The organism is Actinomycetospora sp. NBC_00405, assembly GCF_036044095.1.
Taxonomy (GTDB): Bacteria; Actinomycetota; Actinomycetes; order Mycobacteriales; family Pseudonocardiaceae; genus Actinomycetospora; species Actinomycetospora callitridis.
In genome coordinates this window covers 319,345-345,712 of sequence record NZ_CP107938.1, presented here as the reverse complement: position 1 = coordinate 345,712, position 26,368 = coordinate 319,345, and the positions used below count along the sequence as shown (strand labels likewise).

23 protein-coding genes and 1 tRNA gene are annotated in these 26,368 nt (G+C 74.5%); 11 read left to right on the top strand and 13 right to left on the bottom strand.

What is annotated here, in order from left to right:
• Positions 1–153 precede the first annotated feature (153 nt).
• From OG774_RS01685 to OG774_RS01675, 3 genes are all read right to left on the bottom strand, one after another.
• Positions 154–225: transfer RNA gene (locus tag OG774_RS01685), tRNA-Val, on the bottom strand.
• Between the two features lie 76 nt (positions 226–301).
• Positions 302–763, bottom strand: coding sequence for a peroxiredoxin (locus tag OG774_RS01680; RefSeq protein WP_328306208.1), 462 nt, complete (start codon positions 761–763; stop codon positions 302–304).
• A 60-nt stretch (positions 764–823) separates the two neighbouring features.
• Positions 824–1,261 (bottom strand): DUF3052 domain-containing protein, encoded by a 438-nt coding sequence (locus OG774_RS01675; protein ID WP_328306207.1) that lies wholly within the window; start codon positions 1,259–1,261, stop codon positions 824–826.
• A gap of 322 nt (positions 1,262–1,583) precedes the next feature.
• Here OG774_RS01675 and aceE point away from each other — a divergent pair, with 322 nt between their 5' ends.
• Positions 1,584–4,367 (top strand): pyruvate dehydrogenase (acetyl-transferring), homodimeric type, encoded by a 2,784-nt coding sequence (gene aceE / locus OG774_RS01670; protein WP_328306206.1) that lies wholly within the window; start codon positions 1,584–1,586, stop codon positions 4,365–4,367.
• Between the two features lie 277 nt (positions 4,368–4,644).
• Positions 4,645–4,848: a cold-shock protein gene (locus OG774_RS01665; protein ID WP_116710338.1), complete on the top strand. Its 204-nt coding sequence runs from the start codon at positions 4,645–4,647 to the stop codon at positions 4,846–4,848.
• Positions 4,849–5,008: 160 nt separating this feature from the next.
• Here the strand turns inward: OG774_RS01665 and OG774_RS01660 are convergent, their stop codons facing one another.
• Positions 5,009–5,668 (bottom strand): pirin family protein, encoded by a 660-nt coding sequence (locus tag OG774_RS01660; protein ID WP_328306205.1) that lies wholly within the window; start codon positions 5,666–5,668, stop codon positions 5,009–5,011.
• Positions 5,669–5,688: 20 nt separating this feature from the next.
• Between OG774_RS01660 and OG774_RS01655 the strand changes: the two genes are divergently transcribed.
• The 5 genes from OG774_RS01655 (at position 5,689) to OG774_RS01635 (ending at position 10,514) form a co-directional block, all read left to right on the top strand.
• Positions 5,689–6,891, top strand: coding sequence for a PucR family transcriptional regulator (locus tag OG774_RS01655; protein WP_328306204.1), 1,203 nt, complete (start codon positions 5,689–5,691; stop codon positions 6,889–6,891).
• A 147-nt stretch (positions 6,892–7,038) separates the two neighbouring features.
• Positions 7,039–7,971 (top strand): ACP S-malonyltransferase, encoded by a 933-nt coding sequence (locus OG774_RS01650; RefSeq protein WP_328306203.1) that lies wholly within the window; start codon positions 7,039–7,041, stop codon positions 7,969–7,971.
• Positions 7,968–8,948: a beta-ketoacyl-ACP synthase III gene (locus tag OG774_RS01645; protein ID WP_328306202.1), complete on the top strand. Its 981-nt coding sequence runs from the start codon at positions 7,968–7,970 to the stop codon at positions 8,946–8,948. The genes OG774_RS01650 and OG774_RS01645 overlap by 4 nt, the downstream gene beginning before the upstream one ends.
• A gap of 64 nt (positions 8,949–9,012) precedes the next feature.
• Positions 9,013–9,255 (top strand): acyl carrier protein, encoded by a 243-nt coding sequence (locus tag OG774_RS01640; RefSeq protein WP_274187924.1) that lies wholly within the window; start codon positions 9,013–9,015, stop codon positions 9,253–9,255.
• Positions 9,252–10,514, top strand: a complete 1,263-nt coding sequence (locus tag OG774_RS01635) for a beta-ketoacyl-[acyl-carrier-protein] synthase family protein (protein WP_328306201.1) — start codon at positions 9,252–9,254, stop codon at positions 10,512–10,514. Before OG774_RS01640 ends, OG774_RS01635 begins: the two co-directional genes overlap by 4 nt.
• A 74-nt stretch (positions 10,515–10,588) precedes the next feature.
• On the opposite strand, the gene OG774_RS01630 is transcribed toward OG774_RS01635, so the two are convergent.
• Together OG774_RS01630 and OG774_RS01625 are read right to left on the bottom strand one after the other, a co-directional pair.
• Complete coding sequence (locus OG774_RS01630; RefSeq protein ID WP_328306200.1) at positions 10,589–11,194, bottom strand: hypothetical protein; 606 nt, start codon at positions 11,192–11,194, stop codon at positions 10,589–10,591.
• A 59-nt stretch (positions 11,195–11,253) separates the two neighbouring features.
• On the bottom strand, positions 11,254–11,745 hold the full coding sequence (locus tag OG774_RS01625) for a DUF3145 domain-containing protein (RefSeq protein WP_274195536.1): 492 nt from the start codon (positions 11,743–11,745) through the stop codon (positions 11,254–11,256).
• A 165-nt stretch (positions 11,746–11,910) separates the two neighbouring features.
• Here OG774_RS01625 and OG774_RS01620 point away from each other — a divergent pair, with 165 nt between their 5' ends.
• On the top strand, positions 11,911–13,125 hold the full coding sequence (locus OG774_RS01620; protein WP_328306199.1) for an MFS transporter: 1,215 nt from the start codon (positions 11,911–11,913) through the stop codon (positions 13,123–13,125).
• 82 nt (positions 13,126–13,207) lie between these two features.
• Here OG774_RS01620 and OG774_RS01615 read toward each other — a convergent pair whose 3' ends face one another.
• Complete coding sequence (locus OG774_RS01615) at positions 13,208–13,348, bottom strand: hypothetical protein (protein WP_274187919.1); 141 nt, start codon at positions 13,346–13,348, stop codon at positions 13,208–13,210.
• 458 nt (positions 13,349–13,806) lie between these two features.
• On the opposite strand from OG774_RS01615, the gene OG774_RS01610 reads away from it, so the two are divergent.
• Positions 13,807–15,225 carry a sensor domain-containing diguanylate cyclase gene (locus OG774_RS01610; RefSeq protein WP_328306198.1) on the top strand — a complete coding sequence of 473 codons (1,419 nt, stop codon included), beginning with the start codon at positions 13,807–13,809 and terminating at the stop codon, positions 15,223–15,225.
• A 6-nt stretch (positions 15,226–15,231) separates the two neighbouring features.
• On the opposite strand, the gene OG774_RS01605 is transcribed toward OG774_RS01610, so the two are convergent.
• Positions 15,232–16,419: an acyl-CoA dehydrogenase family protein gene (locus OG774_RS01605; protein WP_328306197.1), complete on the bottom strand. Its 1,188-nt coding sequence runs from the start codon at positions 16,417–16,419 to the stop codon at positions 15,232–15,234.
• Positions 16,420–16,423: 4 nt separating this feature from the next.
• Positions 16,424–16,900 carry an NUDIX hydrolase gene (locus OG774_RS01600; protein ID WP_328306196.1) on the bottom strand — a complete coding sequence of 159 codons (477 nt, stop codon included), beginning with the start codon at positions 16,898–16,900 and terminating at the stop codon, positions 16,424–16,426.
• Between the two features lie 56 nt (positions 16,901–16,956).
• On the opposite strand from OG774_RS01600, the gene OG774_RS01595 reads away from it, so the two are divergent.
• Complete coding sequence (locus OG774_RS01595; RefSeq protein WP_328306195.1) at positions 16,957–18,051, top strand: carboxylate-amine ligase; 1,095 nt, start codon at positions 16,957–16,959, stop codon at positions 18,049–18,051.
• Between the two features lie 38 nt (positions 18,052–18,089).
• Here OG774_RS01595 and OG774_RS01590 read toward each other — a convergent pair whose 3' ends face one another.
• Positions 18,090–19,535 (bottom strand): DUF2867 domain-containing protein, encoded by a 1,446-nt coding sequence (locus OG774_RS01590; RefSeq protein WP_328306194.1) that lies wholly within the window; start codon positions 19,533–19,535, stop codon positions 18,090–18,092.
• Between the two features lie 48 nt (positions 19,536–19,583).
• Positions 19,584–19,790 (bottom strand): hypothetical protein, encoded by a 207-nt coding sequence (locus OG774_RS01585; protein ID WP_274187913.1) that lies wholly within the window; start codon positions 19,788–19,790, stop codon positions 19,584–19,586.
• A gap of 578 nt (positions 19,791–20,368) precedes the next feature.
• Between OG774_RS01585 and OG774_RS01580 the strand changes: the two genes are divergently transcribed.
• Positions 20,369–20,620 (top strand): WhiB family transcriptional regulator, encoded by a 252-nt coding sequence (locus tag OG774_RS01580; protein ID WP_328310719.1) that lies wholly within the window; start codon positions 20,369–20,371, stop codon positions 20,618–20,620.
• 73 nt (positions 20,621–20,693) lie between these two features.
• On the opposite strand, the gene OG774_RS01575 is transcribed toward OG774_RS01580, so the two are convergent.
• Together OG774_RS01575 and OG774_RS01570 are read right to left on the bottom strand one after the other, a co-directional pair.
• Positions 20,694–21,617 (bottom strand): DUF2188 domain-containing protein, encoded by a 924-nt coding sequence (locus OG774_RS01575; RefSeq protein ID WP_328306193.1) that lies wholly within the window; start codon positions 21,615–21,617, stop codon positions 20,694–20,696.
• Positions 21,618–21,707: 90 nt separating this feature from the next.
• On the bottom strand, positions 21,708–26,327 hold the full coding sequence (locus OG774_RS01570; RefSeq protein WP_328306192.1) for a cation-translocating P-type ATPase: 4,620 nt from the start codon (positions 26,325–26,327) through the stop codon (positions 21,708–21,710).
• Positions 26,328–26,368: the final 41 nt, after the last annotated feature.

The following is a 26,368-nucleotide window of genomic DNA, read 5'->3' as shown; positions in this document are numbered from 1 at the left end:
CGGACTGGAGGCTTCTCGACGACGACCGCGATGATCACCAGACGTGCCTTCGACGACATGCACGAGCGTGTCGCTGCTGTCCGGGATCACCCGCGACATCTGTCCGGCATGTCCTGAGACCCCCGTCCGGGATGGGTTGAGCCAGCACATGCGTGGGCGCGGCAGGATTCGAACCTGCGACCGACGGCTTGTAAGGCCGTTGCTCTTCCGCTGAGCTACGCGCCCGGTCCGGAGCGAACGGGGAGTTCGTCCGCCTAGAAGCAGCGAACAGCACGTTCGTTCCGGAAGCCAGGGAGTTCGGTCAGGCCAGCTGCTTGAGCGCGTCGCGCCAGCCCTGCTGGTCGCGGGCGTCGCCGGGGCCGTTGTGCTCCGCGAAGCGCACGACGCCGTCGGGGTCGATCAGGAACGTGCCGCGGAAGGCGAAGCCCAGGTCGGCGCTGAAGACGCCGTAGGACTCGGACACCGCGCCGTGGGGCCAGAAGTCGGAGAGCAGCGGGAACTCGTAGCCCTCCTGCTGCGTCCAGACCTTGAGCGACCAGGTGGTGTCGCAGGAGACGCCGACGACCTGGACTTCGTCGTTCTGGAACGACGACAGGTCGTCGCGCACCGAGCAGAGCTCGCCGGTGCAGATCCCGGAGAACGCGAAGGGGAAGAACACCAGGAGGACGGCCTTGTCGCCGGCGAAGTCGGCGAGCGAGACCTCCTGCCCGTCCTGGTTCTTGAGCGTGAAGTCGGGGGCCTTCGAGCCCACCTCGACGGTCATCTGACCAGTCTCCTGTTCCGTCCGGGTCGAGAACCCGGCCAGCCTAGCGAGGAGCGCAGGTCACCGACGTCGCTGGGCCGACGCCTTCGGCGCGACGAGGCGGGTGCCGACCCAGGCCTCGGACACGCTGATGTTCGAGGTCTGCGAGAGCCCCGCAGTGGGGGCCGCCTCCGCGATGTCGGAGGGCTCGACGTGACCGTCGTTGCCGGTCTTGGGGGTGAGCACCCAGACCACTCCGGTGTCGGTCAGCGGGGTGCGCGCGTCGACGAGGGTGTCGACGAGATCCCCGTCCCCGTCACGCCACCAGAGGAGCACGACGTCGACGACCTCCTGGGCGTCCTCGTCGAGCAGGTCCTCGCCGCAGCGCTCCTCGACTGCGGACCGGACCTCCTCGTCGACGTCCGAGTCCCAGCCCAGCTCCTGCACGATCATCCCCGGCTCGATGCCGAGCTTCCCGGCGAGATCGGACTTGTCCGCATCTCCCGTGGCCGCGACCACGCCTGGTGCCCCCTCCTCGTCCTCGGGTGCCGCTAGGTGCACGTCACCCGTCTGAAGCGCTTAGAGAACACGGCCGTCGCACGCAGCGCAACCAGCCACGCGGGGACGGTCGATGTGGGCGCGGCCGTCCTACCCGTCGGTAGACGTGACGGCGGGGGCGGAGCAGGTGACCATGGGCCCCCGGAGTACCTCGCGGAGCACCGGGACGGGACGGCGCGGGTCCGGACGACCGGGCAGAATCGGTTCCGAAGCACCGGCCAGGGACCCCGTGATCCGGACCCGGCCCGGGCCGTCGACCCACCAGCGACAGGGAGATCGAGCCGTGACCACCCAGAAGGGCACCGCGAACGCGGACACCGGCCGGGTCCACATCATCCGCGACGGACTCTCGTCGCACCTGCCCGACATCGATCCGGACGAGACCGCGGAGTGGATCGAGTCCTTCGACGCCGTGCTCGAGGGGCAGGGCGAGCAGCGGGCGCGGTACCTCATGCTGCAGCTGCTCGAGCGCGCCCGGGCCCGCCGGGTGGCCGTGCCGTCGCTGTACTCCACGGACTACGTCAACACCATCCCGACCGACCAGGAGCCGTGGTTCCCCGGCGACGAGGAGACCGAGCGGCGCTACCGGGCGTGGATCCGGTGGAACGCGGCGGCGATGGTGCACCGCGCGCAGCGCCCCGGCGTCGGGGTCGGCGGGCACATCTCGACCTACGCCTCGGCGGCCTCGCTGTACGAGGTCGGCTTCAACTGGTTCTTCCGCGGCAAGGACCACCCCGGCGGCGGCGACCACGTCTTCTACCAGGGCCACGCCTCCCCCGGCATCTACGCCCGCGCGTTCCTCGAGGGCCGCCTGGGCGCCCAGCAGCTCGACGGCTTCCGCCAGGAGCTCTCGCACGCGGGCCCGGGCGGTGGGCTGCCGTCGTACCCGCACCCGCGCCTGATGCCGTGGTTCTGGGAGCACCCGACGGTCTCGATGGGCCTCGGGCCCATCGGCGCCATCTTCCAGGCGCGGTTCGACCGTTACCTGCACAACCGCGGGATGAAGGACACGAGCCAGCAGCACACCTGGGCGTTCCTCGGCGACGGCGAGATGGACGAGCCGGAGTCGCGCGGCGCCATCCACGTGGCGGCGGCCGAGGGCCTCGACAACCTGACCTTCGTCATCAACTGCAACCTGCAGCGCCTCGACGGGCCGGTGCACGGGAACGGGAAGGTCATCCAGGAGCTCGAGTCGTTCTTCCGTGGCGCCGGCTGGAACGTCGTCAAGGTCATCTGGGGCCGTGAGTGGGACCGGCTGCTGCACGCCGACCGCGACGGCGCGCTGATCAACCTCATGAACACCACGCCGGACGGCGACTTCCAGACCTACAAGGCCAACGACGGCGCCTACGTCCGCGAGCACTTCTTCGGCCGCGACCCGCGGACGAAGGAGCTGGTCAAGGACCTGTCCGACGCCGACGTCTGGAACCTCAAGCGCGGCGCGCACGACTACCGCAAGGTCTACGCCGCCTACCAGGCCGCGATGGAGCACCAGGGCCGCCCGACGGTCATCCTGGCCAAGTCGATCAAGGGCTACACGCTCGGCCCGACGTTCGAGGGCCGCAACGCGACCCACCAGATGAAGAAGCTGACCCTCGACGACCTCAAGACGTTCCGCGACGAGGTCCGCGTGCCGATCAGCGACGCCGAGCTCGAGCGCGACCCCTACCTGCCGCCGTACTACCACCCGGGCCCCGACGCCCCGGAGATCGAGTACATGCTCGATCGCCGTCGTCAGCTCGGCGGGCCGCAGCCCGAGCGCCGGCTGCGGAACAAGCCGCTGGTGCTGCCCGGGGACAAGGCCTACGACGTCGTGAAGCGGGGCTCGGGCAAGCAGGAGATCGCGACGACGATGGCCTTCGTCCGGTTGGTCAAGGAGCTCACGCGGGACGCGGAGATCGGCAAGCGCGTCGTCCCGATCATCCCGGACGAGGCGCGCACCTTCGGGATGGACTCGTTCTTCTCCAACCTCAAGATCTACAACCCGCAGGGCCAGCTCTACACGTCGGTCGACCACGACCAGCTGCTGGCCTACCGCGAGTCCGAGGCCGGCCAGCTGCTGCACGAGGGCATCAACGAGGCAGGCTCGGTCGCCTCGTTCACCGCGGTCGGCACGTCGTACGCCACCCACGGCGAGCCGATGATCCCGATCTACATCTTCTACTCGATGTTCGGGTTCCAGCGCACCGGCGACGGGATCTGGGCGGCGACCGACCAGATGGCGCGCGGCTTCCTGCTCGGCGCCACCGCGGGCCGCTCGACGCTGGTCGGCGAGGGCCTGCAGCACAACGACGGCCACTCGGTGCTGCTCGCGGCCACGAACCCCGGGATCGTGCACTACGACCCGGCCTACGGATTCGAGATCGCGCACATCGTGCGCGACGGCCTGGCCCGCATGTACGGCGAGCCCGACCCGCACCGCGACCCCAACGTCAGCTACTACCTGACGGTCTACAACGAGCCCTACCAGCAGCCGGCGCAGCCCGAGGGCCTCGACGTCGACGGCCTGCTGCGCGGGCTCTACCGCTACGCCCAGGCCCCCGGCGGCCCAGGCCCGCGGGCCCAGATCCTCGCCTCCGGCGTCGCCATGCCGTGGGCGCTCAAGGCCCAGGAGATGCTGGCGCAGGAGTGGGGCGTGCAGGCCGACGTGTGGTCGGCGACGTCGTGGACCGAGCTGCGCCGCGACGGCGTCGAGACCGACGACCACAACCACGCGCACCCCGACGCCGACCCGCGCACGGCGTACGTGACGCAGGCGCTCGCGGACGCGGCAGGCCCGGTGCTCGCGGTGTCGGACTGGATGAAGGCCGTGCCGGACCTGATCCGCAAGTGGGTGCCGGGCGACTTCACCGTCCTCGGCACCGACGGGTTCGGCCTGTCGGACACCCGCCCGGCGGTGCGGCGGCACTTCGGTGTCGACGCCGAGAACATCACCGTGGGCATCCTCGCCGCGCTCGCCCGGCGCGGCGAGGTCGGGCACGACACCGTCGTGCGGGCGGCCCAGCAGTACCGGATCGACGACCCCCAGGCGGCGGGCCCGCAGACCTCGGACTCCGGCGTCGCCTGAGTCGCGTCCACCGGGGCGGCGGTGACACGCCGACCCGGTGGACGGGGCCGCCTCGGCGCGCCCGGCGTAATCGTTCGATGACCGTTCGTCGCGGGAGTCGATGTCGGGGCTGGTCTCCCACCCCGTCCTTCCGGATAGGCTGTCGCCGTCACGCCGCCCGGACGCCCCCGGACGATCCTGGCGGCGCGGCTCCGACGTTCCGGAGCTCCCGGCTCCGGCGGCGGATCTGAAGGTCGGGGCTGATCGACGCCTCGTGACATCGGTATGAGGAGCAAGAATGGCAGAAGGCACCGTCAAGTGGTTCAACAGCGAGAAGGGCTTCGGCTTCCTCGCTCCCGACGGTGGTGGCGCTGACGTGTTCGTCCACTACTCGGCCATCCAGGCTCGCGGCTTCCGCACCCTGGACGAGGGTCAGCGCGTCTCGTTCGACGTCGAGCAGGGCCAGAAGGGCCTGCAGGCCGTTCAGGTCACGCCGCTGTAAGGACTCGGCGGAGTCACCTCACGAGATCGGGGGCGGGGCGTCGGGAGACGCGCCGCCCCCGTCGTGTGTCCGGGGTCGGGTGGGCACGCGGAGCGAGGGTCACCTCGACTGCGTCCTACGCACCGAGGGACGCCCTCGCTCCCACCATCGCGCGCCCGGGTCAGGCCGTGGTGACGACGACCAGCTCGGCGCCGTCGGGGCCCGCACGGAGCTCGACCGCCCCGGTGCCGGTGATCTCGAGGCTGTCACCGGCGGTCGCGTCGGTGAGGGCGCCCCGGGCCACGTGCACGTGCCGGAACTCCCCGTCGGCCGGGGACCACGCGTCGCCCGCGGCGAGCCGCGCGACCGTCACCGTCACGCCGGGACGGCGCAGCCCGAGCACGAAGGGCCCGGCGGCGAGGTCGGGCCGGTGGTGGGTCAGCGACGGCTCCCCCGGGGGCGGGTCGTCCATCCCCGGCGTGATCCAGACCTGGACGAGGTGTGCGGACGAGTCCGGGGCGGCCCGCTCGTCGTGGTGCCAGCCGGTGCCGGCGACGAGGTGCTGCAGGGTGCCGGCGGGAGCAGGGGTGTCGACGCCGTCGGGTCCCGTGTGGATCATCGTCCCGTCGACGACCCACGCCAGGATCTCGACGTCGCGGTGCTCGTGGGCCCCGTACGCGACGCCCGCGGCGAGCTCGTCGTCGTTGTGCGCGACGAGGGCGCCGAACGAGGTGCGCTCCGAATCGTAGTGTGCCCCGAACGACAGCCCGTGGCGCGAGCGCACCCCGTCGCCCTCGCTGACCGGGCGCGCGTCACGTGGACGGATCCGGACGGTCGCCATCCGTGCCATGCTCCCCGTCCATGACCAGCGCCGCGGTCCCGGGGCTGCCCGGCCGTGCCGCGGGAGGTCGCGGCCCCGTGCGGGCCACGACGCTGCGCCGCCTCGAGCGTTCCTCGGGGGAGGTCGCGAACGCCGGAGTCGCCGCGATGGCGGCCCGCCTGCCCTGGTTCACGCGCCTGACCGCCGAGCAACGTTCCGGGGTCCTGCTGGTCACCCAGACCGGCGCCGCGAACTTCGTCGCCTGGCTGCGCGACCCCGACGCCACTCCCCGGCTCACCGCCGAGGCCTTCCGCAGCGCCCCGCTCGATCTCGCCCGCCGCGTCACGTTGCGCCAGACCGTGGAGCTGGTGCGCATCGCGATCGCGGTGTTCGAGGAGCGCATCCCCCGCCTGGGCGCCGACGAGGCCGAGCGGGCCGCGCTGGAGCACGCGGTGCTGCGCTTCGGGCGCGAGGTCGCGTTCTCCGCGGCGACCGTCTACGCGAGCGCCGCCGAGGCCCGCGGCGCGTGGGACGCGCGGCTCGAGGCGCTGGTGGTCGACGCCGTCGTGCGCGGCGAGGCGGCGGAGACGCTGCTCTCGCGTGCGTCGGCGCTGGGCTGGGACCCGGCCGCCGAGACCACGGTCGTGGTGGGTGAGCCACCCGCCGAGGAGCCGCCCGAGCCGCTGCACGCGGTGCGGCGCGCGGCCCACCGCGCCGGGGCGACGGTGCTGCTCGGGACGCACGGCGCGAAACTCGTCATGATCGCCGGGCCGGGGGCGCCGCTGGACGAGCTGTCGGCGTCGTTCGGGCCGGGGGCGGTCGTCGCCGGGCCCACGGTCGCGGGGCTCACCGAGGCCCACCTCAGCGCGACGCGCGCCCTGGCCGGGCACCGCGCGGTCCGGGCGTGGCCGGGCGCCCCGCGCCCCGTGGCCGCCGACGACCTGCTCCCCGAGCGGGTGCTCGACGGCGACGCCGGGGCCGTCGAGCAGCTGCGTCGCGAGGTCGCGGCGCCGCTGCGGGAGGCCGGCGGCGAGCTCACGACCACCGTCGAGAGCTACCTCGACGTCTCCGGGGTGCTCGAGGCCGCGGCCCGCGCGCTCTACGTGCACCCCAACACCGTCCGCTACCGGCTCCGCCGGGTGGCCGAGGTCACGGGCCGTCACCCCGGCGAGGCGCGCGGTGCGCTGGTGCTACGGCTCGCACTCGTCCTCGATCGGTTGCAGTCCGGAACATCACCGGGATGAGCCCCTGACCTGCATCGATGTGGTCCACACCGCCTCTGGTCGGGGGTGTGTGATCCGGGGCATTGTGGGAACTCCACAACCACGGCGGACGCGAGTTCGTCGCCCCGACGCCTTCGGCCCGACGTGGGGTCGTGATGAGGTGGCCACGTGATCGCGATCCTCGCCCCCGGTCAGGGCGCCCAGAAGCCCGGCATGCTCGCCCCGTGGCTCGACCGCCCCGAGGCGCGTGGACGGCTCCAGGCGTTCTCCGACGCGGCCGGGCTCGACCTCGTGCACCTCGGTGTCGAGGCCGACGCCGCCGCCATCGAGGACACCGCCGTGACGCAGCCGCTGCTCGTCGCGTCCGCGCTGCTCGCGTGGGACCAGCTCCGGCTCGAGGTGACCGTCCCCGACGACGCGGTGGTGGTCGGGCACTCGGTGGGCGAGCTCGCCGCCGCGGCGATCGCCGAGGTGATCGACGCCGAGCAGGCCGTCGCCCTCGCGGCCGTGCGCGGGCGGGAGATGGCCGCCGCGTGCGCCGAGGAGCCGACGTCGATGGCCGCCGTCCTCGGCGGTGACGCCGACGCCGTGCTCGCCCGTCTCGCCGAGCTCGACCTCGAGCCGGCCAACCGCAACGGGTCCGGCCAGGTGGTCGCCGCCGGCCGCAAGGACGCCATCGACGCGCTCGTCGAGAACCCACCCGAGGGCGCCCGGGTCCGCGCGCTATCCGTGGCCGGCGCGTTCCACACACGGTTCATGGAGCCCGCCGAGAAGGCGCTGGGCACCTGGGTCGGCGAGCACCGTGACGAGCTCGCCCCGGCCGACCCTTCGCACCCGCTGGTGCAGAACGCCGACGGCGCGGTGGTCACCGACGGCGGCGAGTTCCTCGACCGCCTCGTGGCCCAGGTGACGCGCTCGGTGCGCTGGGACTCCTGCATGGACACCCTCGCCGCCCGGGGCGTCGACGCGGTCATCGAGCTGACGCCCGCGGGCACGCTCACCGGGATGGTCAAGCGCGCGATCAAGGGGACCGCCGTCGTCAACGTGAACACACCGGACGACCTGGAGAAGGCCGCGCAGACGATCGGGGAGCACGCGTGAAGATCCAGCTGACGCCACCCGTCGCCGGGGCCCGCATCCTCGGGCTCGGCAGCATGCAGCCCGACACCGTGGTCACGAACCACGACCTCGAGAAGCGGGTCGAGACCAACGACGCGTGGATCCAGAGCCGCGTCGGGATCATCGAGCGGCGCTTCGGCACCGCGGAGGACTCGGTGGTGTCGATGGGCGTCGACGCCGGATCGAAGGCGCTGGCCGACGCCGGCGTCTCCCCCACCGACCTCGACGCCGTCATCGTCGCCACCTGCACGATGTCCAAGCCGATCCCGAACGCCGCGGCGCAGACCGCCGACCGCATCGGGGTCAACGGCATCGGGGCGTTCGACGTCAACACCGCCTGCGCCGGCTTCTGCTACGGCGTCGGCATGGCCGGCGACATGATCCGCTCGGGCACCGCGCGCCACGTGCTGGTGATCGGCTCGGAGAAGCTCTCCGACTGGCTGGACATGGACGACCGCTCGACCTGCATCATCTTCGCCGACGGGGCGGGCGCCGCGGTGATCGGACCGGCGACCTCCGAGGACGAGGTCGGCGTCGGCCCGGTCATCTGGGGCGCGGCGGGCGACCTCGTCTCCACGATCCACATCGACGAGACCGACGCGCTGCGCCAGGAGGGCCAGGCGGTCTTCCGCTGGGCCACCACCAAGATCGCGCCGGTCGCGCTGCGCGCCGTCGAGGCCGCAGGCCTGACCCCCGCCGACATCGACGTGCTCGTCCCCCACCAGGCCAACCTGCGCATCGTCGAGGCGATCGCGAAGCGCCTGCGCCAGGCCGGGGCCCGCGACGACCTGCGCGTCGCCGACGACATCCAGTACTCCGGCAACACGTCGTCGGCGTCGATCCCGATGGCCATCGACCACATGCGCGGCGCCGGGCGCGCGCGGTCCGGCGACGTGGCGCTGCTCATCGGCTTCGGCGCCGGCCTGTCGTACGCGGGGCAGGTCGTCGTCCTGCCCTGAAACGTCCTACGGTGCGCACCGCACGGCGCGCACCGAACGAAGAGAAGCACGAGAAAGGGAGCCAGTGGCGACCAACGAAGAGATCCTGCCCGACCTCGCGAGCATCGTGGAGGAGGTCGCGGGCGTCGACGCCGCGGAGGTCACCTCCGAGAAGTCGTTCGTCGACGACCTCGACATCGACTCGCTCTCCATGGTGGAGATCGCCGTGCAGGCCGAGGACAAGTTCGGCGTCAAGATCCCCGACGACGAGCTCGCCAAGCTGACCACGGTGCAGGACGCCGTCGACTACATCTCCTCGCACTCGTGAGCGCCACCGGCCAGGGGGTCGTCGTCACCGGCATGGGAGCGACGACCCCGCTCGGCGGCGACGTGGCGACCACGTGGGACGGCCTCCTGGCCGGTCGCAGCGGCGTCTCCACCATCGACGCGGAGTGGGTCGACACGTTCGAGCTGCCGGTGAAGATCGCCGCGCAGCTCGCGACGGAGCCGACCGAGACCATCAAGCGTGTCGAGGCCCGGCGCCTCGACCGCAGCGAGCAGACCGCGATCGTCGCGGCCCGCGAGGCCTGGGCGCACGCGGACCTCGGCGACTACCCGTCCGCCGAGGACGGCTCGCCGAAGGTCGACGGGCTGCGGCTCGCCGTCATCATCGGCACCGGCATCGGCGGTGCGCTGACCCTGCTCGGCCAGGACGACATCCTCGAGCAGCAGGGCCTGCGCAAGGTGTCCGTGCTGACCATCCCGATGCTCATGCCGAACGGCCCGGCCGCGCACGTCGGCCTGGAGCTCGGCGCCGCGGCGGGCGTCCACGCACCCGTGTCCGCGTGCGCCTCGGGCGCCGAGGCCATCGCCTGGGGCTGGCGGATGCTGCAGGCCGACGAGGTCGACGTGGTCGTAGCCGGGGGCACCGAGGCGTGCATCCACCCGATCACGCTCGCCGGCTTCAGCCAGGCCCGCACCATGGCGATGCGCAACGACGAGCCCGAGCGTGCCTCGCGCCCGTTCGACACCGGCCGCAACGGCTTCGTGCTCGGCGAGGGCTCCGGCATCGTCGTGCTCGAGCGCGAGGAGTTCGCGCAGGCCCGTGGGGCCACGGTGCACGGGCGCATCGCCGGCATCGGCACCAGCGCCGACGCGTACCACATCACCGCGCCGGACCCCGAGGGAACGGGCCAGTCGCGCGCCATCGCGGCGGCGCTGCGGACCGCGGGTCTCGACCCGTCCGACGTGGGCCACGTGAACTGCCACGCCACCGCCACCTCGGTGGGCGACGTGGCCGAGACCGTCGCCGTCAAGAAGGCGATCGGCGAGCACCCCGTGCTCACCGCGCCCAAGGGCTCGCTGGGTCACCTGCTCGGCGCCGCCGGCGCCGTCGAGGCGATCACGACGATCCTGTCGGTGCGCGAGGGCCTCGTGCCGCCCACCGCGAACCTCGAGGAGCTCGACCCCGACGTCACCCTCGACGTCGTGGCGGGCGAGGCGCGCAAGGTGTCGCTCGACGCCGCGATCAGCGACTCGTTCGGCTTCGGCGGGCACAACGTGTGCCTGGCGATCACGCCCGCCTAGCTCTTAGCCCCGCGCCGCGGTCGGCGCGCCCCGCGACGCAGGAGCGGGGCGGGTCGCACCATTCGGCGCGATCACTAACAGGGCGTCCGCAACTGGCTGCCGGGTCGGGGGTCGACGAGACGGGGCTCGCCCCCGTCGGTCTCGACGACGGCCCCGACCTGCCAGCACAGCCGCGGCACCCGCACGTCCGCAGGCGCGTCGGCCGGGTCCTGGGTGGTGACGTACCCCAGCGGCACGACCAGCTCGCCCCCGGCCACGGGGTCGATGCGGCGCACCACGACCGACCCCACGCGCTGGGTGCGCGCGGCCGCCGCGAAGGTGGTCGCGTCCACGCGGGCGTCCGGCACGAGCGTCGCCCGGTAGGCGGACAGGTCGCCGCTGTTGCGGGCGTCGGTCCAGCGCTGGAGGAGGTCGCGGACCGCGCCCGACTGCGGGTGCGCGGCCGCCGACGCGGACAGCACCACGGTCGGCGGGCCCGCGGATCCGTCGGCCGGCAGCTCCGCGCCCACGAGCACCGGCCCGGTGTCGCCCACCGCGGCCCGGGCGACGCTGGCGGCGCGGGCGCCGAGCACGGCCCCGGCCACGACGATCACCACCAGCGCGAGGGCCAGCACGACGGGCACGACGAGGCCGGGACGCAGGCGGTCGGCGAGGGCGCCGTCCCGCAACCGACCGAGCATGGCTCCCACCCTGCCAGTACCCCCCGACACGCTCCCGACGGTAGGTGGGGAGGCCAGGACTAGCCGACCTGGTGCAGGCGGGCGGACGCGGCGCCGTCGCCGGCGTAGCGGAACTCCTCGAGCGCGGCGTCCCACCGGGTGCCGAGCAGGTCGTCGAGGCGACGGGTCAGCGCCTCGCGGGTCCCGGCGCCGGCGAGAGCGGTCCGGACCTGGTCCTCACCGAGGACGATGTCGCCGTTGGCGCTCGTGCGGCCGTGCCACAGGCCCAGGCCGGGGACGTGGCTGAAGCGCTCGCCGTCGGTGCCCGGGGAGGGGTCCTCGGTGATCTCGAAGCGCACCATCCCCCAGGCGCGCAGAGCGGTCGCCAAACGGGCCGCGGTGCCCGTGGGACCCACCCACGTGCACTCGGCACGCACCGTCCCTGGTGCCGCGTCCTGCGCGGACCAGTTCAGCACGACCCGAGCGTCGAGGACGCTCGAGAGCGCCCACTCGACGTGCGGTCCGACCGCAGACGGCGACGAGTGGACGTAGACAACGCCACGGGTGCTCACTGCTGACCTCCGGCTCGACGAGAAGCGCCTTCCCCAACGTCCTCGTCCGGACTTTCGGTCCTCTGGATCACCCAGCGCTGCAGTGTGCACCGTGGGACGGGTGTGGCGCCAGTGCCCCCGGGATCTCGGGCGTGTCGGCCTCCCTGTCCGTAGAGTCGTCGTACCGTGACCGACGATCACGGTCCGCACACGGGCGGTGCGCGGTTCGGGGACGTCTTCGCCGACGCCCAGTTCCGAGCCCTCTGGGCGGCCCAGCTGCTCTCGGTCCTCGGCGACCAGGTCGCCCGCGTCGCCCTCGCCGTCCTCGTGTTCACCGAGACGGGGTCGGCGGGGCTCACCGCGTTGACCTACGCCCTGACCTTCCTGCCCGACCTCGTCGCCGGTCCCCTGCTCTCCGGCATCGCCGACCGCGCCCCGCGCCGGCTGACGATGGTCGTGAGCGACCTCCTGCGCGCCGGGGTGCTCGCCCTCATGGCCGTGCCCGGGATGCCGTTCGCGGCGCTGTGCGGGCTGGTCGTCGCGGGCCAGCTGATCGCCGCGCCGTTCGCCGCGGCGCGGGCGGCGATCCTCCCGCACGTGCTCACCGGGGAGCGCTACGTCGTCGCCTCCGCGGTGTCCGGCACGACGTACCAGAGCGGGCAGGTCCTCGGCTTCGCGCTCGGCGGGCCGCTGGTGGCCCTCGTCGGGGTGCCGGTCGCCCTGCTCGCCGACGCCGCGACGTTCGTCGTCTCGGCGCTGATCCTGCAGATCGGGGTGGCGGAGCAGCGGGCCACGGGCGGGGTCCCCGACGACGCCGGCATCCGCCTGCGCGACGGCGCCCGGATCGTCGTGGGCGACCGGCGTCTGCGCTCCCTGGTCGCGCTCGCCTGCGTGTCGGCGTTCGTCGTGACGGTGGAGGGCCTGGCCGCGCCGTACGCGGCGTCGCTGGGCGGCGGGCCGGTGACCGTGGGCCTGCTGCTCGCCGCGAACCCGCTCGGGGCGGCGCTGGGCATCGTCCTGCTCGCCCGCCTCGTCCCGCCGGCGCGGCGCGACCGGCTGCTCGGGCCGCTCGCGGTGCTCTCGTGCGTCCCGCTCGTCGCCTCCGCGCTCGATCCGCCGCTGGGCGGGGTGATCGCGCTGTGGGTGGTCTCGGGGCTGGCGTGCGCCTACCAGGTGCCGGCGAACGCCGCCTTCGTCGCCGCCGTGCCCGACGCGCACCGCGGCCAGGCCTTCGGGCTCGCGGTGACGGCCCTGCGCGTCACGCAGGGCGTGGGGGTGCTCGTCGCGGGCCTGCTCGCCGAGCGGACCGGGCCGGCGACGGCCGTGGCCCTCGCCGGAGCGCTCGGCGCCGTCGTGGCGCTCCTGTGCGCCGTCGCCTGGAACCGCGCCCGCGGGTCGTGATCGGGCCCGGGCGTGATCACTGGCCGGTATCGCTCGCATCGCGAGCGATACCAGCCAGTAACACGACTCCCGGGGTCCGGACCTAGTGCCAGTTCGAGTCCCGGTGCCAGTTGGAGTCGGCGAAGTGCCAGTTGGAGTCCGCGAAGTGCCAGTTCGAGTCCCGGTGCCAGTTCGAGTCGGCGAAGTGCCAGTTGGAGTCGCGGTGCCAGTTCGAGTCGGCCACGGGGGTTCCCTTCGGATCTCTGGGGGTCGGTCGGACGGGTCGGGCCCGCCGCCACGGACGTGGCCCATCGCACACGCTGTGTGGTGGGCCGAGCCGCGACGTCGGTGCGACCACCGACCGCTCTCCGCGCTGACGGAGAGCGACCGGACTGTCACATCCAGCGGTGCGTCGCGGCGCATCCGCCCCTCGATGCTCGTCAAGGGTGCTGTGCGTGACCAGACGGCGACTGGGCGTCAACCATCGGAGTGATTACTGCCCAACGGGTGATGCGAGATGACGAGATCCACAGTCCGTCGGTACCGTGTTCCGCACGCGGAGACCGCCCCTGCGGCGCTTCGTCGGCTCGGAGGAGGTCACTCATCGTGACGGCGCGTGAACCTGTGAGGGGTCCTGGCGACCCCGGGTCCGCGCTCTCTCCCGCGTCCGGAGCAGCGCAGCCCGAACGTTCGGTACGTCCTGTGACGGAGGGGGCCATCCAGACCGGGGAGAGCGACGGGGTGCAGCCGGTCCGACCGGCCCGCGCGACCGCCGACGGCCCGGTGGACGGTCCCGACGTCGACGTGTCCGACATCACGGCCGGCACGGCAGCCACGGAGGCCGGCCGGTCCGCCCTCCGCCGGTTCGACCCCCGCCGCCTCGACCCGCGCCGCTGGAGCCTGTGGCAGGCGCCGCGCCGGGTCGTCGTCGCCGTCCTGCTCGTCGACCTCGTCGCGGTGGGCCTGTCCCTCGGCGTCGCCGGGACGGAGCCGATCGGGCCTGCCGACTGGCGGGCGCTCGCGCTCCTGGTGCTCGGCCTCGTCATCCACGTCGAGACCGCCCGCGGGATCGAGCGACGGCGCGAGGTCGTCGCCGACGGCCAGCCCTACATCGAGCTGAAATCCGTCTGGAGCTTCGCCGGGCTGCTCCTGCTCCCCATCGGCCTGGCCCTGGCCCTGGTCGTCGTCACGTTCGCGTACTGGTGGCTCCGGGTCAGCCAGCGCCCGGTGCCCCACCGGTGGACGTACTCCGCCGCCACCGTGCTCATCGCCTCCGTCGCGGCGTGGCGGGTCCTCGAACTCGTGCCCGGCGGGGTCCTGGTGAAGGTCGCCGGCCCGCTCGGGCTCCTCGTCCTCGTGGCGGCGGGCGTCACCCGCTGGGTGGTCAACCACGGGCTCGTCGTCTTCATGATCTGTCTCAGCGCGCCCGGGACGCCCTGGTGGAAGCGGCTCGGCTCCCCCACCGACACGCTCATCGGCATCGGCGCGCTCGCCCTCGGCGCCGCCCTGGCCGTCGTGGCCGTGACGACGCCGTGGCTGCTGCCGGTGCTGCTCATCCCCGTCATGGGCATGCACCGCGGCTTCCTGATCCAGCAGTTCGCGCGTGCCGCCCGCACCGACCCCAAGACGGGCCTCGCCAACGCCACGGCGTGGCGTGACCAGGCCGACCGCGAGCTCGCCCGTCTCCGCCGCCGGGGCGGCGAGCTCGGCGTGATCATGGTCGACATCGACGCGTTCAAGGCGATCAACGACCGGCACGGTCACCTCGTGGGCGACGCGGTCCTGCGCGCCGTCGCCGACACCCTGCGGGCCGAGGTCCGCCCCTACGACGCCGTCGGGCGCTTCGGGGGCGAGGAGTTCATCGTGCTGCTCGCCGAGGCGAACCCCGAGCAGGTCGTGCGCACCGCCGAGCGCCTGCGGCGCAGCATCGCCGAGTGCGAGGTCGTCGTGGCCCCGACCCTCGGCGGCGGGACGGTGCGGGGCATGACGGCCTCGATCGGCACCGCCTCGTTCCCGCAGGCCTCCCGCGACCTCGACGGCCTCATGGTCAGCGCCGACGCCGCGCTCTACGCCGCCAAGCACGGGGGCCGCAACCGGGTGGAGTGCGCGCCCCCGCGCTAGAGCCGGTCAGCGGAAGGCCGCGATGCCCGTCACGGCCTGCCCGATCGACAGGGCGTGCATCTCCTCGGTGCCCTCGTAGGTCAGGACGGTCTCGAGGTTGGTCATGTGGCGGAACACGGGGTACTCGAGCGTGATCCCGTTGCCGCCGAGCACGGTGCGCGCCGTGCGGGCGACGTCGAGCGCGGCCCGGACGTTGGCCATCTTCCCGAAGCTGACCTGCGCGGGGTGCAGCTGCTCGGCGTCCTTGAGCCGCCCGATGCGCGACGCCGTGAGGCCGGCCTGGTTCACCGCCACCACCATGTCGGCGAGCTTGCGCTGCGTCAGCTGGAACCCGGCGATCGGCTGCCCGAACTGCTCGCGGTCGATCGAGTAGGCCCGCGCCGACTCGTAGCAGGCCCGCGCCGCGCCCACGGCGCCCCAGAGGATCCCGTAGCGCGCCTCGTTGAGGCACGAGAGCGGGCCCTTGAGCCCCGCGACGTCGGGGAACACCGCGTCGGCGGGCAGCCGCACGCCCTCGAGGACGAGCTCGGCGGTCAGCGACGCCCGCAGCGAGAGCTTGTGCTTGACCTCGTTGGCGGTGAAGCCGGGGGTGTCGGTGGGCACGACGAAGCCGCGGATGCCCTTGCTGCCGGCATCCGGGTCGGTCTGCGCCCACACCACCGCGACGTCCGCGAGGGTGCCGTTGGTGATCCACATCTTGGACCCGTCGAGCACCCAGTCGTCGCCGTCCCGCCGGGCGCGCGTGCGCATCGAGCCCGGGTCGGAGCCGGCGTCGGCCTCGGTGAGCCCGAAGCAGCCCAGCGCGTCGCCCGTGGCCATCGACGGCAGCCACCGCTGCTTGTGATCCTCGGAGCCCCAGCGGTGGATCGCGTACATCGCGAGCGACCCCTGCACGCTGACGAAGCTGCGCAGCCCCGAGTCGACGGCCTCGAGCTCGCGGCAGGCCAGCCCGTAGGAGGTGGCGTTCGTGCCCGCGCAGCCGTAGCCCTCGAGGTGCATGCCGAGCAGGCCCAGCGAGCCCAGGCCCTTGGCGATGTCGCGGGGCAGGGTGTTCGACTCGTACCACTCGGCGATGCGGGGGCTGAGCTCCGCGGCGGCGTAGTCGCGCACCGCGTCGCGGATGTCGCGTTCCTCGGCGCTCAGGTCGGCGTCGACACCGAGGAAGTCGCTGGGGTCGGGAGGAGCGGTCGCCATGGGTTCACGGTAGGGGTTCCAGCGCGTCCGGACCCGCCCAGAACTGCGCGAATCCCGGGTGCAGTGGCAGGTCCGACACCTGCTCGACGGGTGTCCAGCGCAGCTCGGTGGCCTCGCCGTCGGTGGGCTCGAGCGCCGGCGGGACGTCGGTCTCCAGCCGGGCGTGGACGGTGACGTAGGACCATCCGCCGTGGTCGTCGACGGTGTCGCCGGTCAGCCGCACGCGCGCCGGGTCGATGCCGGTCTCCTCGACGGCCTCCCGCAGCGCCGCGTCCCGCGCCGTCTCGCCGCTGTCGCGCGCGCCGCCGGGGATGCCCCACGTGCCGCCGTGATGGCTCCACCACACCCGGTGCGCGAGCAGCACGCAGTCGGCGTGCCCGCGGTGCCCGGCGTGACGCAGCAGCAGCCCCGCGGCCCCGAACCGGCCCCAGTGCCGGTGCCCGCCGTCGCAGACCACCCAGCCGTCGCCGTCACCACCCACACGATCACGGTAGGCCGCCGACGGTTCGCGCGCCGGGCAGGTGGGAAGCTCGCAGCATGAGCGAGGTGCCCCCGTTCGGGGCCGAGGAGGAACTGCTGCTGGTCGACCCCGCGAGCGGCGCGCCGCGGGGATGGGCGGGCGCGGTGCGCGACGCGGCCGACGGATCGCTCGACGGCGAGATGCGCACCGAGCAGGTCGAGACCGCGACCGCGCCCCACACCAAGACCGACGACCTCGCCGCGGACCTGCACCGTCGGCGGATCGAGGCCCGCGAGGCCGCCGCGGCGCGAGGCGTCGACGTGGCCGCTCTCGCGACCTCGCCGCTGGCGGCCGAGGACGGCGGCGGGTCGGGGCCGAACCAGGAGGGCCGCTACGGGCGCATCGCCCAGCGCTTCGGCGCGATCGCCACGTCGCAGCTCACGAGCGGGCAGCACGTGCACGTCGAGGTCGCCTCGCCGGAGGAGGGCGTCGGCGTCCTCGACCGGATCGGTCCCTGGCTGCCGGTGCTGCGCGCGCTCGCGGCGAACTCGCCCTGCTGGCGGGGCCGGGACACCGACTACGCCAGCTACCGCTCGGTCGTCTGGTCGCGGTGGCCGTCGGCGGGCCCGACGCGGGTGTTCGGCTCGCTCGCGGCCTACGACGAGGCCGTCGCGGCGATGCTCGCGACCGACACGGTGCTCGACGACGCGATGGTCTACTTCGACGCCCGGCTCTCCCGCGAGCTCGGCACCGTCGAGGTGCGGGTGACCGACGTGGCGCTCGAGGTCGAGGACGCGGTGCTCGTGGCCGTCCTCGCCCGGGGACTCGTCGCCACCGCCGCGCGCGACCACCGTCGCGGCACGCCGGTGCCGAGCGCGCCCGTCGAGGCGTTGCGCCTGGCGCACTGGCGTGCCGCGCGCTGGGGCCTGACCGACGCCCTCGTCGACCCGCGGGAGGGCCGCACCGCCGCCGCGGGCACGGTGCTCGACGCGCTGCGCGAGCACGTGGCGGACGCCCTGACCGACGCCGGCGACGCCGATCGGGCCGCCGACGGCTGCGCCCGCCTGCTCGCCGACGGCACGGGCTCCGAGCGCCAGCGCGCCGCGGCCCGGCGCGCCGACGGCGACCTCGCCGCCGTCGTCCGCGACGCCCGCGAGCGTTTCCTGCCCTGACCCCTCGTGCGTGATCTTCTCAGCTATCACTGAGAAGATCACGCACGTGCGGTGATGCCCCGGGCCATGGCGCCGAAGATCGCGGGGGCGCCCGCCTGGACCGCGCGGCCGTAGAGCACGCCGGGCAGGCCCGAGGCCGCGAAGCGCACCGCCAAACGCAGGTGCGACCCGCGACCGGAGACGTCGGGGTCGACGGCGAGCTCGAGCCACATCCGCCCGGGCTGGCGCAGCTCCGAGCGCAGGAGCAGCGAGGAGCCCGGCTCGACGGCCGCGACGCACCAGCCGTCGACGACGTCGCCGGTCCGCAGCGGGCGTCCGTGCGGTCGTCCCCGGTAGCCCCCGACGCCCCCGAGCAGCTGGTCGGTCCAGCCGCGCACCGTCCAGGCGCCGAGCGGGACGTACCAGCCGGCGTCTCCCCCGATCCCGTCCACGACCGCCCACAGGGCGTCGGCGTCCGCCGCGCACGGCTCGGTGGTGCTCCAGCGGTACACCGCCCCCCCGGAGCCCTCCGGGTCGGTCGGGCCCGCGAGCGCCGGGTCGTCGACGGGGACGGGCCCGGCGAGGTCGCCGTCGCGCGGGCGCCCCAGGGCCGCCCGCACCGCGGCGTCGTAGGTCGTGCGCCCGCCGGGCGGCGGCCCGACCACCGCGAGCACGTCCTCCTCGGCGCACACGAGCTCCTGGGACAGCGACTCGATCAGCGGGGTGACGAGCTGCCGCGAGAGCGGGGTCAGCGCCTCGACCACCCAGCCGGCCAGCGCGGGCGCCCCGGGCGGCACCGGCACGGGGAGCGGGACCGCGGCGCTCTGGGGCAGCCCGGCGAGGCGCAGGTAGCGGCGGATGAGCTCGAGGTAGCTCAGGACGTCGGGCCCGCCGACGTCGAAGCGGCGGTTCACCTCGGGCGGCAGGTCGAGGGCGCCGACGAGGTAGTGCAGGACGTCGGCGATCGCGATCGGCTGGGTGCGGTGCGCCAGCCACGGCACGGCCGGCAGCACGGGCACGCGCTCGGCGAGGTAGCGGATCATCTCGAAGCTCGCCGAGCCCGAGCCGACCACGATCGACGCCTCGAGCGCGGCGGTCGGGACCGGGCCGGCGAGGAACACGTCGGCCACCTCCGCGCGCGACGTGAGGTGCCGCGACGACGGGCCCGACGGCCGCAGCCCGCCCAGGTAGACGACGCGCCGCACGCCCGCGTCCGCCGCCGCGGCGTCCACCGCCCGGGCCGCGTCGCGGTCCCTCTCGGGGAAGTCGGGCTGGTCGAGGGCATGCGCGAGGTACACCACCACGTCGGCGCCGGCGACGAGGGCGGCGATCGCGGACGGGTCGGCGAGGTCGCCGGGGACGACGTCCACGCGGTCGGCCCATCCCGTCGCGGCGAGCTTGTGCGGGCTGCGGACCAGGGCGGCGACCTCGTGGCCGCCGTGGAGCAGCCGGGACACCAACCGGACCCCGACGTAGCCCGTGCCCCCGATCACCGCGCAGCGCATGGAGCCATGATCTCCGCGCGCGCACCCCGGGGGCACCCCCGGGTCGGGTCAGCTGACGGTGGGCTTGCCCGGGCGGTCGGCGCGGCGCTGGTCGACGAACAGGCCGCCGCCGCGACGCGCCACGAGCACCAGCTGCCACAGCGCGAACGCGAGCAGCACCGCGCCGATGATCGACGCCCCGAGCACCAGGGCGACGATGCCCGCCGTGGCCGCGATCCAGATGACGGTGTCGCGCGCCGTGCGCCGTGCGCGCATGACGTCCTCCTCAGACCCGGGACCCGTCCCCACGATCGTGCGTCGCCCGATCGTGGCGGCGACGCGGCCAGTGTGACCCGTCCGGGCCCGGACCGCAGCCGATCGTGCCCGGTGGGGGCCCTGACACCCGATCGCCCGACCTCCGTCGGCGCAGCGTGAGCAGGACCTGTGACCAGCAACACACGACTGCGACAGGGTGGTGTGGATCCAATGCGTTTGCCCGACGCGCTGTACGGCTAGATCATGGTGTTCGGCTGACGCGGTGCCCCCACACGCCCGGGGACCCGTTCCGCGACGACACACGTCGCGGGTCGAGGGAACCGATACGGGGACCCCGGCGTCATACCGAGTACATCGAGTGCTCCGGTCCCGGAGACGTCGTTCCCACGCGGGTCGCCGTCGAGGACCGTCACGCAGGACCTCCGGATACGTACCGACGCCCGGCGCACGACCGTGCCGCAGGGTCCGTCGCCGGGTGCGCACGCGCCCGACAACGGCCCGCGGCGCCTGGCCGCCCCGGCGCGGACAGACCGACCGACAGCTTCGACCACCACGAGCGAGATTGGATGAGCAGGATCATGGACTGGGAGCTCGCGGCTTGCCGCGACCACGACCCCGAACTCTTCTTCCCCCTGACCGCCCACGGTCCCGGCTCGGCCCAGCTGGCCGAGGCGAAGGCCGTGTGCGGCGGATGCCCCCTGCAGCGGGGCTGCCTCCAGTGGGCGATGGACACCGGCCAGGAGGCCGGCGTCTGGGGCGGCACCTCCGAGGACGAGCGCCGTGCGATGCGTCGCGGTGCCCGGATCGGCAACTCCGCCCGCGCCGCCTGAGGCGGGCACACCACACGCACGAAGGGCCCGTCCCCCGAGGGGGACGGGCCCTTCGTCGTGTGCGGGTCGCTCGTCAGCGCCCGGTGACCTTGCGGGCCGCGAACTGCAGCACCTGACCCCCGGTGGAGATCACGGCGCCTGCGACGCTGAAACCGGTCTTGACGGCGATCGCGGCGGCGTTGCCGACGATGCGCACCGGGTTGTAGCCCGGCGCGTTGTCGCGCACCTGGTCCGCGGCCTGGCGGACGTTGCGGTCCACCTGCTGGGCCGCGGCCTCGCTCGCCCGTCCGACGCGCGCCGCGGCGGCGTCGCCGGCCCCGTCGAGCTCCGAGGCGATGCCCGAGGAGACGGAGTCGGCGCGATCGCCGGCCTGCGCCACCTTCTCGCCCGCCTCGTCGGCGCGGACCTTGGCCTCCGAGCCGGCGTGCTGCGCGACCCGGGTGGCGTCCTTCGCGACGCGCTCGCCGGCGCGCGAGGTCGTGGTGGCGACCTGGTCGCCGGTGACCTGCGCGACGGTCGCCGCGTCCTTGGCGGCGGCGGACACCGACTTGTCGCCGTCCGCGGCCTTCTTGGCCTGGTCGGCGACACCGGCCGCGCCGGCCTCGGCCTGCGCCGCGGCCTTCTTGCCCGAGGCCTGGACGCGATCGGCGTCCTTCTGCGCGGTCGCCTTGGCGTCCGCACCGACCTTCTTGGCGCTGCTGGAGGCCTTGTCCGAGGCGGACTCGGCCTTGGCGCGCGCGCCCTCGGCGTTGGCCTTGGTGGTGGCCTTGGCGGCCTCGGCGGTGGTGTTGTCCTCGCCGGAGGCGACATTGTGGGTGTCGCGCACCTTGCCGTCCGTGCCGTGCACGACGACCTTGCCGCCGCCGTCCTTCGACACGATCTCGGTGGCGCGATCGACGGCCTCGGCCTGCGTGGCCGCCTTGGCGCTGGCTCGCTGGGCACCCTTCTTCTGCACCTGCCAGCCGTCCTCGGTGGGAACGACGTACCGGTCGGCCATGACGGTCTCAACTCCTGTCTGACGGCTTCTTCAAGCCGTGTGTTTCCCAGGCCGCGACCTGCACAAACGCGCCGGCGGCCGAGGTTGGTTTCACCCGTTCAGCGCAGCCGCCGCACGGTCCTGCAGCTCGACGTACCGCCGGGTGGCCTCGTCGCGGACCTCCTCGAGGCGGGCGAGCCACGCCTCCTGCGGCGATCCCTCCGGCACGATGACCGGACCGTACCGGCGCACCAGCTCCGGTCCCACCACCGAGGCCGCGGTGGCGACGGTGGCCGATCCGGCGGCCTGCGCCCAGGCGATCGGGCCGAGCGGCGTGCAGCCGAAGAACTGGCTGACACCCGGGGTCTGCACCACCGCGAACAGCGCGCCCGCGGAGACGACGCCGGCGCCGATCACCATGGGGCTGCGACCGCCGCCGGCGACGACGGTCTGCCCGAGCTGGGTGCCGACGAGCGCCGTGAGCGCCACGGTGCGCGAGCGGGCCGGGCTGCCGTACGGGGTGGTCTGCGCCGCCAGCCACGCGAGGCTCGCGCCGCCCGCGGTCGCCATGGCCCGCAGCCCGATCTCGCGGTTGAGGGCCTCGCCCAGCGACGCGTCCGGCCCCTCGGCCAGCAGCGCGGCCGCCGACCCGGGCTCGGGCGCGCGCACCGCGAGCGCCAGCGAGGGCACCAGGTCGGTGAGCAGGTTGACCAGCAGCAGCTGGCGGGCGTTCAGCGGCGACGTGCCCGTGGTGCTCGCGCCGAGCACCGTGAACGCGATCTCGCCGAGGTTGCCGCCGACGAGCACGCCGAGCGCCTCGCGCACCGACGCCCACATCGCCCGGCCCTCGACCAGCGCCGCGAGGATCGTCTCCAGCCGGTCGTCGGTGATGACGAGGTCCGCCGCGGCGCGGGCGGCGGGCGTGCCCCGGCGACCCAGCGCGATGCCCACGTCGGCGAGCCGGATGGCCGGCGCGTCGTTGGCGCCGTCGCCCGTCATCGCCACCGTGCGCCCGAGGCGCTGGAACGCCTGCACCGCGCGCACCTTGTGCGACGGCGTGCCGCGCGCGATGACGCGGACGCGCGGGATGAGCTCGTCGAGCGCGTCGTCGTCGAGGGCGTCGAGCTCGGTGCCGGTGACGACGACGCCGCCGTTGAGGACGTCGAGCTCCTCGGCGACGGCCTCGGCGGTGCTCGGGTGGTCCCCGGTGATCATGACGACCTGGACCCCGGCGTCGCGCAGGTCGCGCACGGTGGCCTGCGAGCCGGCGCGCACCGGGTCGGTGAAGCCGACGAACCCGGTGAACTCGAGGTCGGCGACGTCGGCGTCGTCGAGCGTGCGGTCGTCGGCGCCGTCGGCACCGTGCAGGGCCGCGTGCTGCTCGGCGGTGAGCACCCGCTCCGCCACCGCGAGCACGCGCATGCCCTGCCCCGCGAGCAGCTCGGTGTGCTCGAGGAGGCGCTGGCGGGCCTCGTCGTCCAGCGGGGTGCCCGCCCAGCTGGTGGCGCGGGCGATGACCACCTCGGGCGCACCCTTGACCGAGATCAGCCGGAACGGGCCCCCGTCCTCCTGCGGGTCGTCGACCTCGCCGAGCGTCGCGTGGTACCCGCGGGACGGGTCGAAGTCGAGGGAGGCCACCGGCCACCAGCCCGGCCGCTTGTGGGCCGGGTCGACGTCGAACTGCTGGCCGCCGGAGACCACCGCGCGGTCGGTGAGGTGCGCGAGGCGCTCCCCCGGCGCCGGGCGCGGGGTGGCGCGCAGCGCGGCCGCGAGCACGCGGCGCTGGCGCTTGCGCAGACGGTCGGTGGGCCGCAACTTGACGCCGTCGGAGATCGCCGAGAGCGCGAGGCGTCCCTCGGTGAGCGTGCCGGTCTTGTCGAAGCACAGCACGTCGGTGCGCCCGACGGCCTCGATCGTCTTGGGGTTGCGCACCAGGGCACCCTCGGCCGAGAGGCGCCGGGCCGACGCGAGCTGGGCCGCCGAGACGACGAACGGGAGGCCCTCGGGGACGCTGGCGACGGCCAGCCCGACCCCGGAGTGCAGGTTCTGCTGGAACGGCAGACCGCGCACCGCGCCCGCGAGGACCACGGCACCGGCCGACGCGATTGCCAGCGGGGTGGTGACGCTGGTGAGGCCGGCGAGACGCTCGTCCACGCCGGCGACCGGGGCGGCCGCCCTCGCCGCGGCGGTGGAGCGGCCGACCTCGGTGCTCGACCCGGTGGCGACGACGACCGCGCGCCCGCGCCCGGTGGCGACGGTCGAGCCCTCGTAGAGCATCGAGCGACGGTCAGCCACGGTGCGCGCGATCACCGGCAGGGGCGACTTCGGCACCGGCAGGGACTCGCCCGTCAGCGACGACTCGTCGATCTCGAGCCCGTCGGACGCGAGCACGCGGCAGTCGGCGGGCACGACGTCGTCGGGCCCGAGATCGATGATGTCGCCGACGACGACCTCGTCGGCGCCGACGCCGCCCGCGGTGCCGTCGCGCACCACCCGGGCGCGGATCGACGACCGCTCGAGCAGCCCGGCCACGGCGCGGTCGGTGGCGACGCGCTGCACGCCGCCTATCAGCGCGGAGAACGCGGTGACGCCGACGACGATCGCGGCGTCGACGACGGCGCCGATGGCCGCCGAGAGCACCGCGCCGCCGGCGAGCACCGGGGTGAGCGGGTTGTTGAGCTCGTCGAGGAACGCGCGGCCCAGCGAGGTCTCGGTCTCGGCCGCGGCGGGGTCGTCGCGCTGACGGCGGTGCGCCTCGGCGGAGGTGAGGCCGCCCTCGGTGACGTCGAGGCGGGCGAGCACGGTGCTCGTGGGCATGACGTGCCAGGGCGTCCGGCTGACGCCGGGGACGACGACGCGGCGTCCCAGCTCCGTCGCCGACCAGGCACCGTTGCCGAGCGAGACCGCGGCGGCGCCGTTGACGGCGAGCCCCGCGAGCCCCGGGCCGCGCGGGGCGGTGCCGGCCGTCGCCATGATCGTGCCGAGCACCGTGCCGGCGCGGGCGAGGTTCACCGAGCGCGAGGACACGCCGCGCGCGACCTTGACACCCTCGATGAGCAGCGCGGCAGTGCCGAGGTCCTCGCCGACGAGCACGTGGGCACCCCAGGGGGCGACGCCGTCGGCGCGCGAGACGCCGATGCCGAGGTCGGCAGCGGCGAGGGCCTGGCGGTCGCGGGAGACGACGAGGACGCCCGACCCGGCGGCCTGCAGCGCGCGCACGGAGTTCCGGAGGGCCTCGCCCCCCGGCACCGCGCGGTCGGCGATGCCGGGTCCGGTGCCCTCGCTGTCGCCGAGCACGAGGGTCAGCCCGGCGCGGCGCGCGGCGGCGGCGAGCGCCTCGGCGGCGGACGCCGGCTCGGGCAGCACGCCGACGACGGCGGTGAGCCGGTCGTCGCGGCGCAGGCCCAGGACGTGGGTGGCGCCGTCGGCGAGCAGGGCCTCGCCCGCCTCGACCGCCCGCGGGTCGTCGCCGCCGGGGATGTCGTCGAGGCCGGTGAGCAGCCAGTACTCGCCGTCCGCGGTCAGTCGGCGCGGCGCGGTGGCGTCCTCGGGGTCGAACAGCTCGTGCACGCGCGGCACGAGCTCGTCGAGGGCGTCGGCGGTGCCGTCGGCGCCGGGCAGGGCGAGCAGGTCGCCGAGCATGAGCACGCCGGTGGTCAGGGCCTCGGCGTCGAGGACGACGGTGTCGAGGCGGTCCATGCGGCGCAGCGCGCTCGGCTCGACCACGACGGCACCGCGGCGGGCGAGCACCCGGCCGAACGTGGTGGCGAAGCCCTCGCGGCCGAGACGCCCGGCCTTCGGCAGCGTCGACAGCGCGACGCCGGCGCCCTTGCGCAGGGAGGTCGTGACCGCGGACGCCCCCGCGAACCCGGCGAGGGCCGCGGCGCCGACCACGTCGCCGTGGCGCTCGACCGGGCCGAGGGGCAGCGCGACGGGGCGGGGCTCGGCGAGGGCGTCGTCGGCGCGGGCCGCCGCGCACTCGGGGCCGGAGAGCAGCCGCGGCTCGGCCTCGGTCCAGGTCTGCTGGCGGGCGCGGGCCTCGGCGACCTGCATCGCCCGGTAGGCGGCGTCGACGAGCAGGCCGGCGTGGCCCTGGCCGAGGGCCTGCGCGGCGGCGTTGGACAGCGCGAGCAGGACGTTCGCGCGCTCCTGTCCCACCGCGCGCTCGACGGCCTCGCGCAGGCGGGGCTGGTGGTCCACGAAGGTGGCCGCGGAGGCGAGCTCGGTGGGCAGCGGGGTGCGCCGCAGGATGCTGCCGAGGGCGGCGACGCCCAGGCCGGCGATGTCGGCGGCCAGGATCGTGAACGCCTGCTGCGCGGCGTTCATCAGGGGCGCGGACGCGGCGGCGACCGCGTCCCCGCCCTCGCGCTCCTCGAGGATCTCGACGAGGTCGATCAGGTCGTCGACGGTCTCGTCGTCGGGCAGACCGACGGGGCCCTCACCCTCGTCGACGAGGCCGACGACGACCGCACCGAGCGCGGCGTTCACGGCCGCCCACGCCACCTGCGGGTGCGCCGCGAGCGCCTTCTCGACCGCGCGCGCCAGCTCCTCCCCCGACTCGCGTACGACGGCGGGCACACCGATCTGCAGGCGACCGGCTCCACGCCACACGCGGCGGCCGCGGTGGCGGAACGGGTCGACGCGGTCGAGCACGCCGCCGGCGATCCCGAACGGGTCGACCACGCGGGCGAGCAGGCCGCGGGACGGACGGGGCGCGGGGAGAGAAGCCATGAGAGTGGCTGACGTCCTCTCGTCGAAGGGGAGCGAGCGGG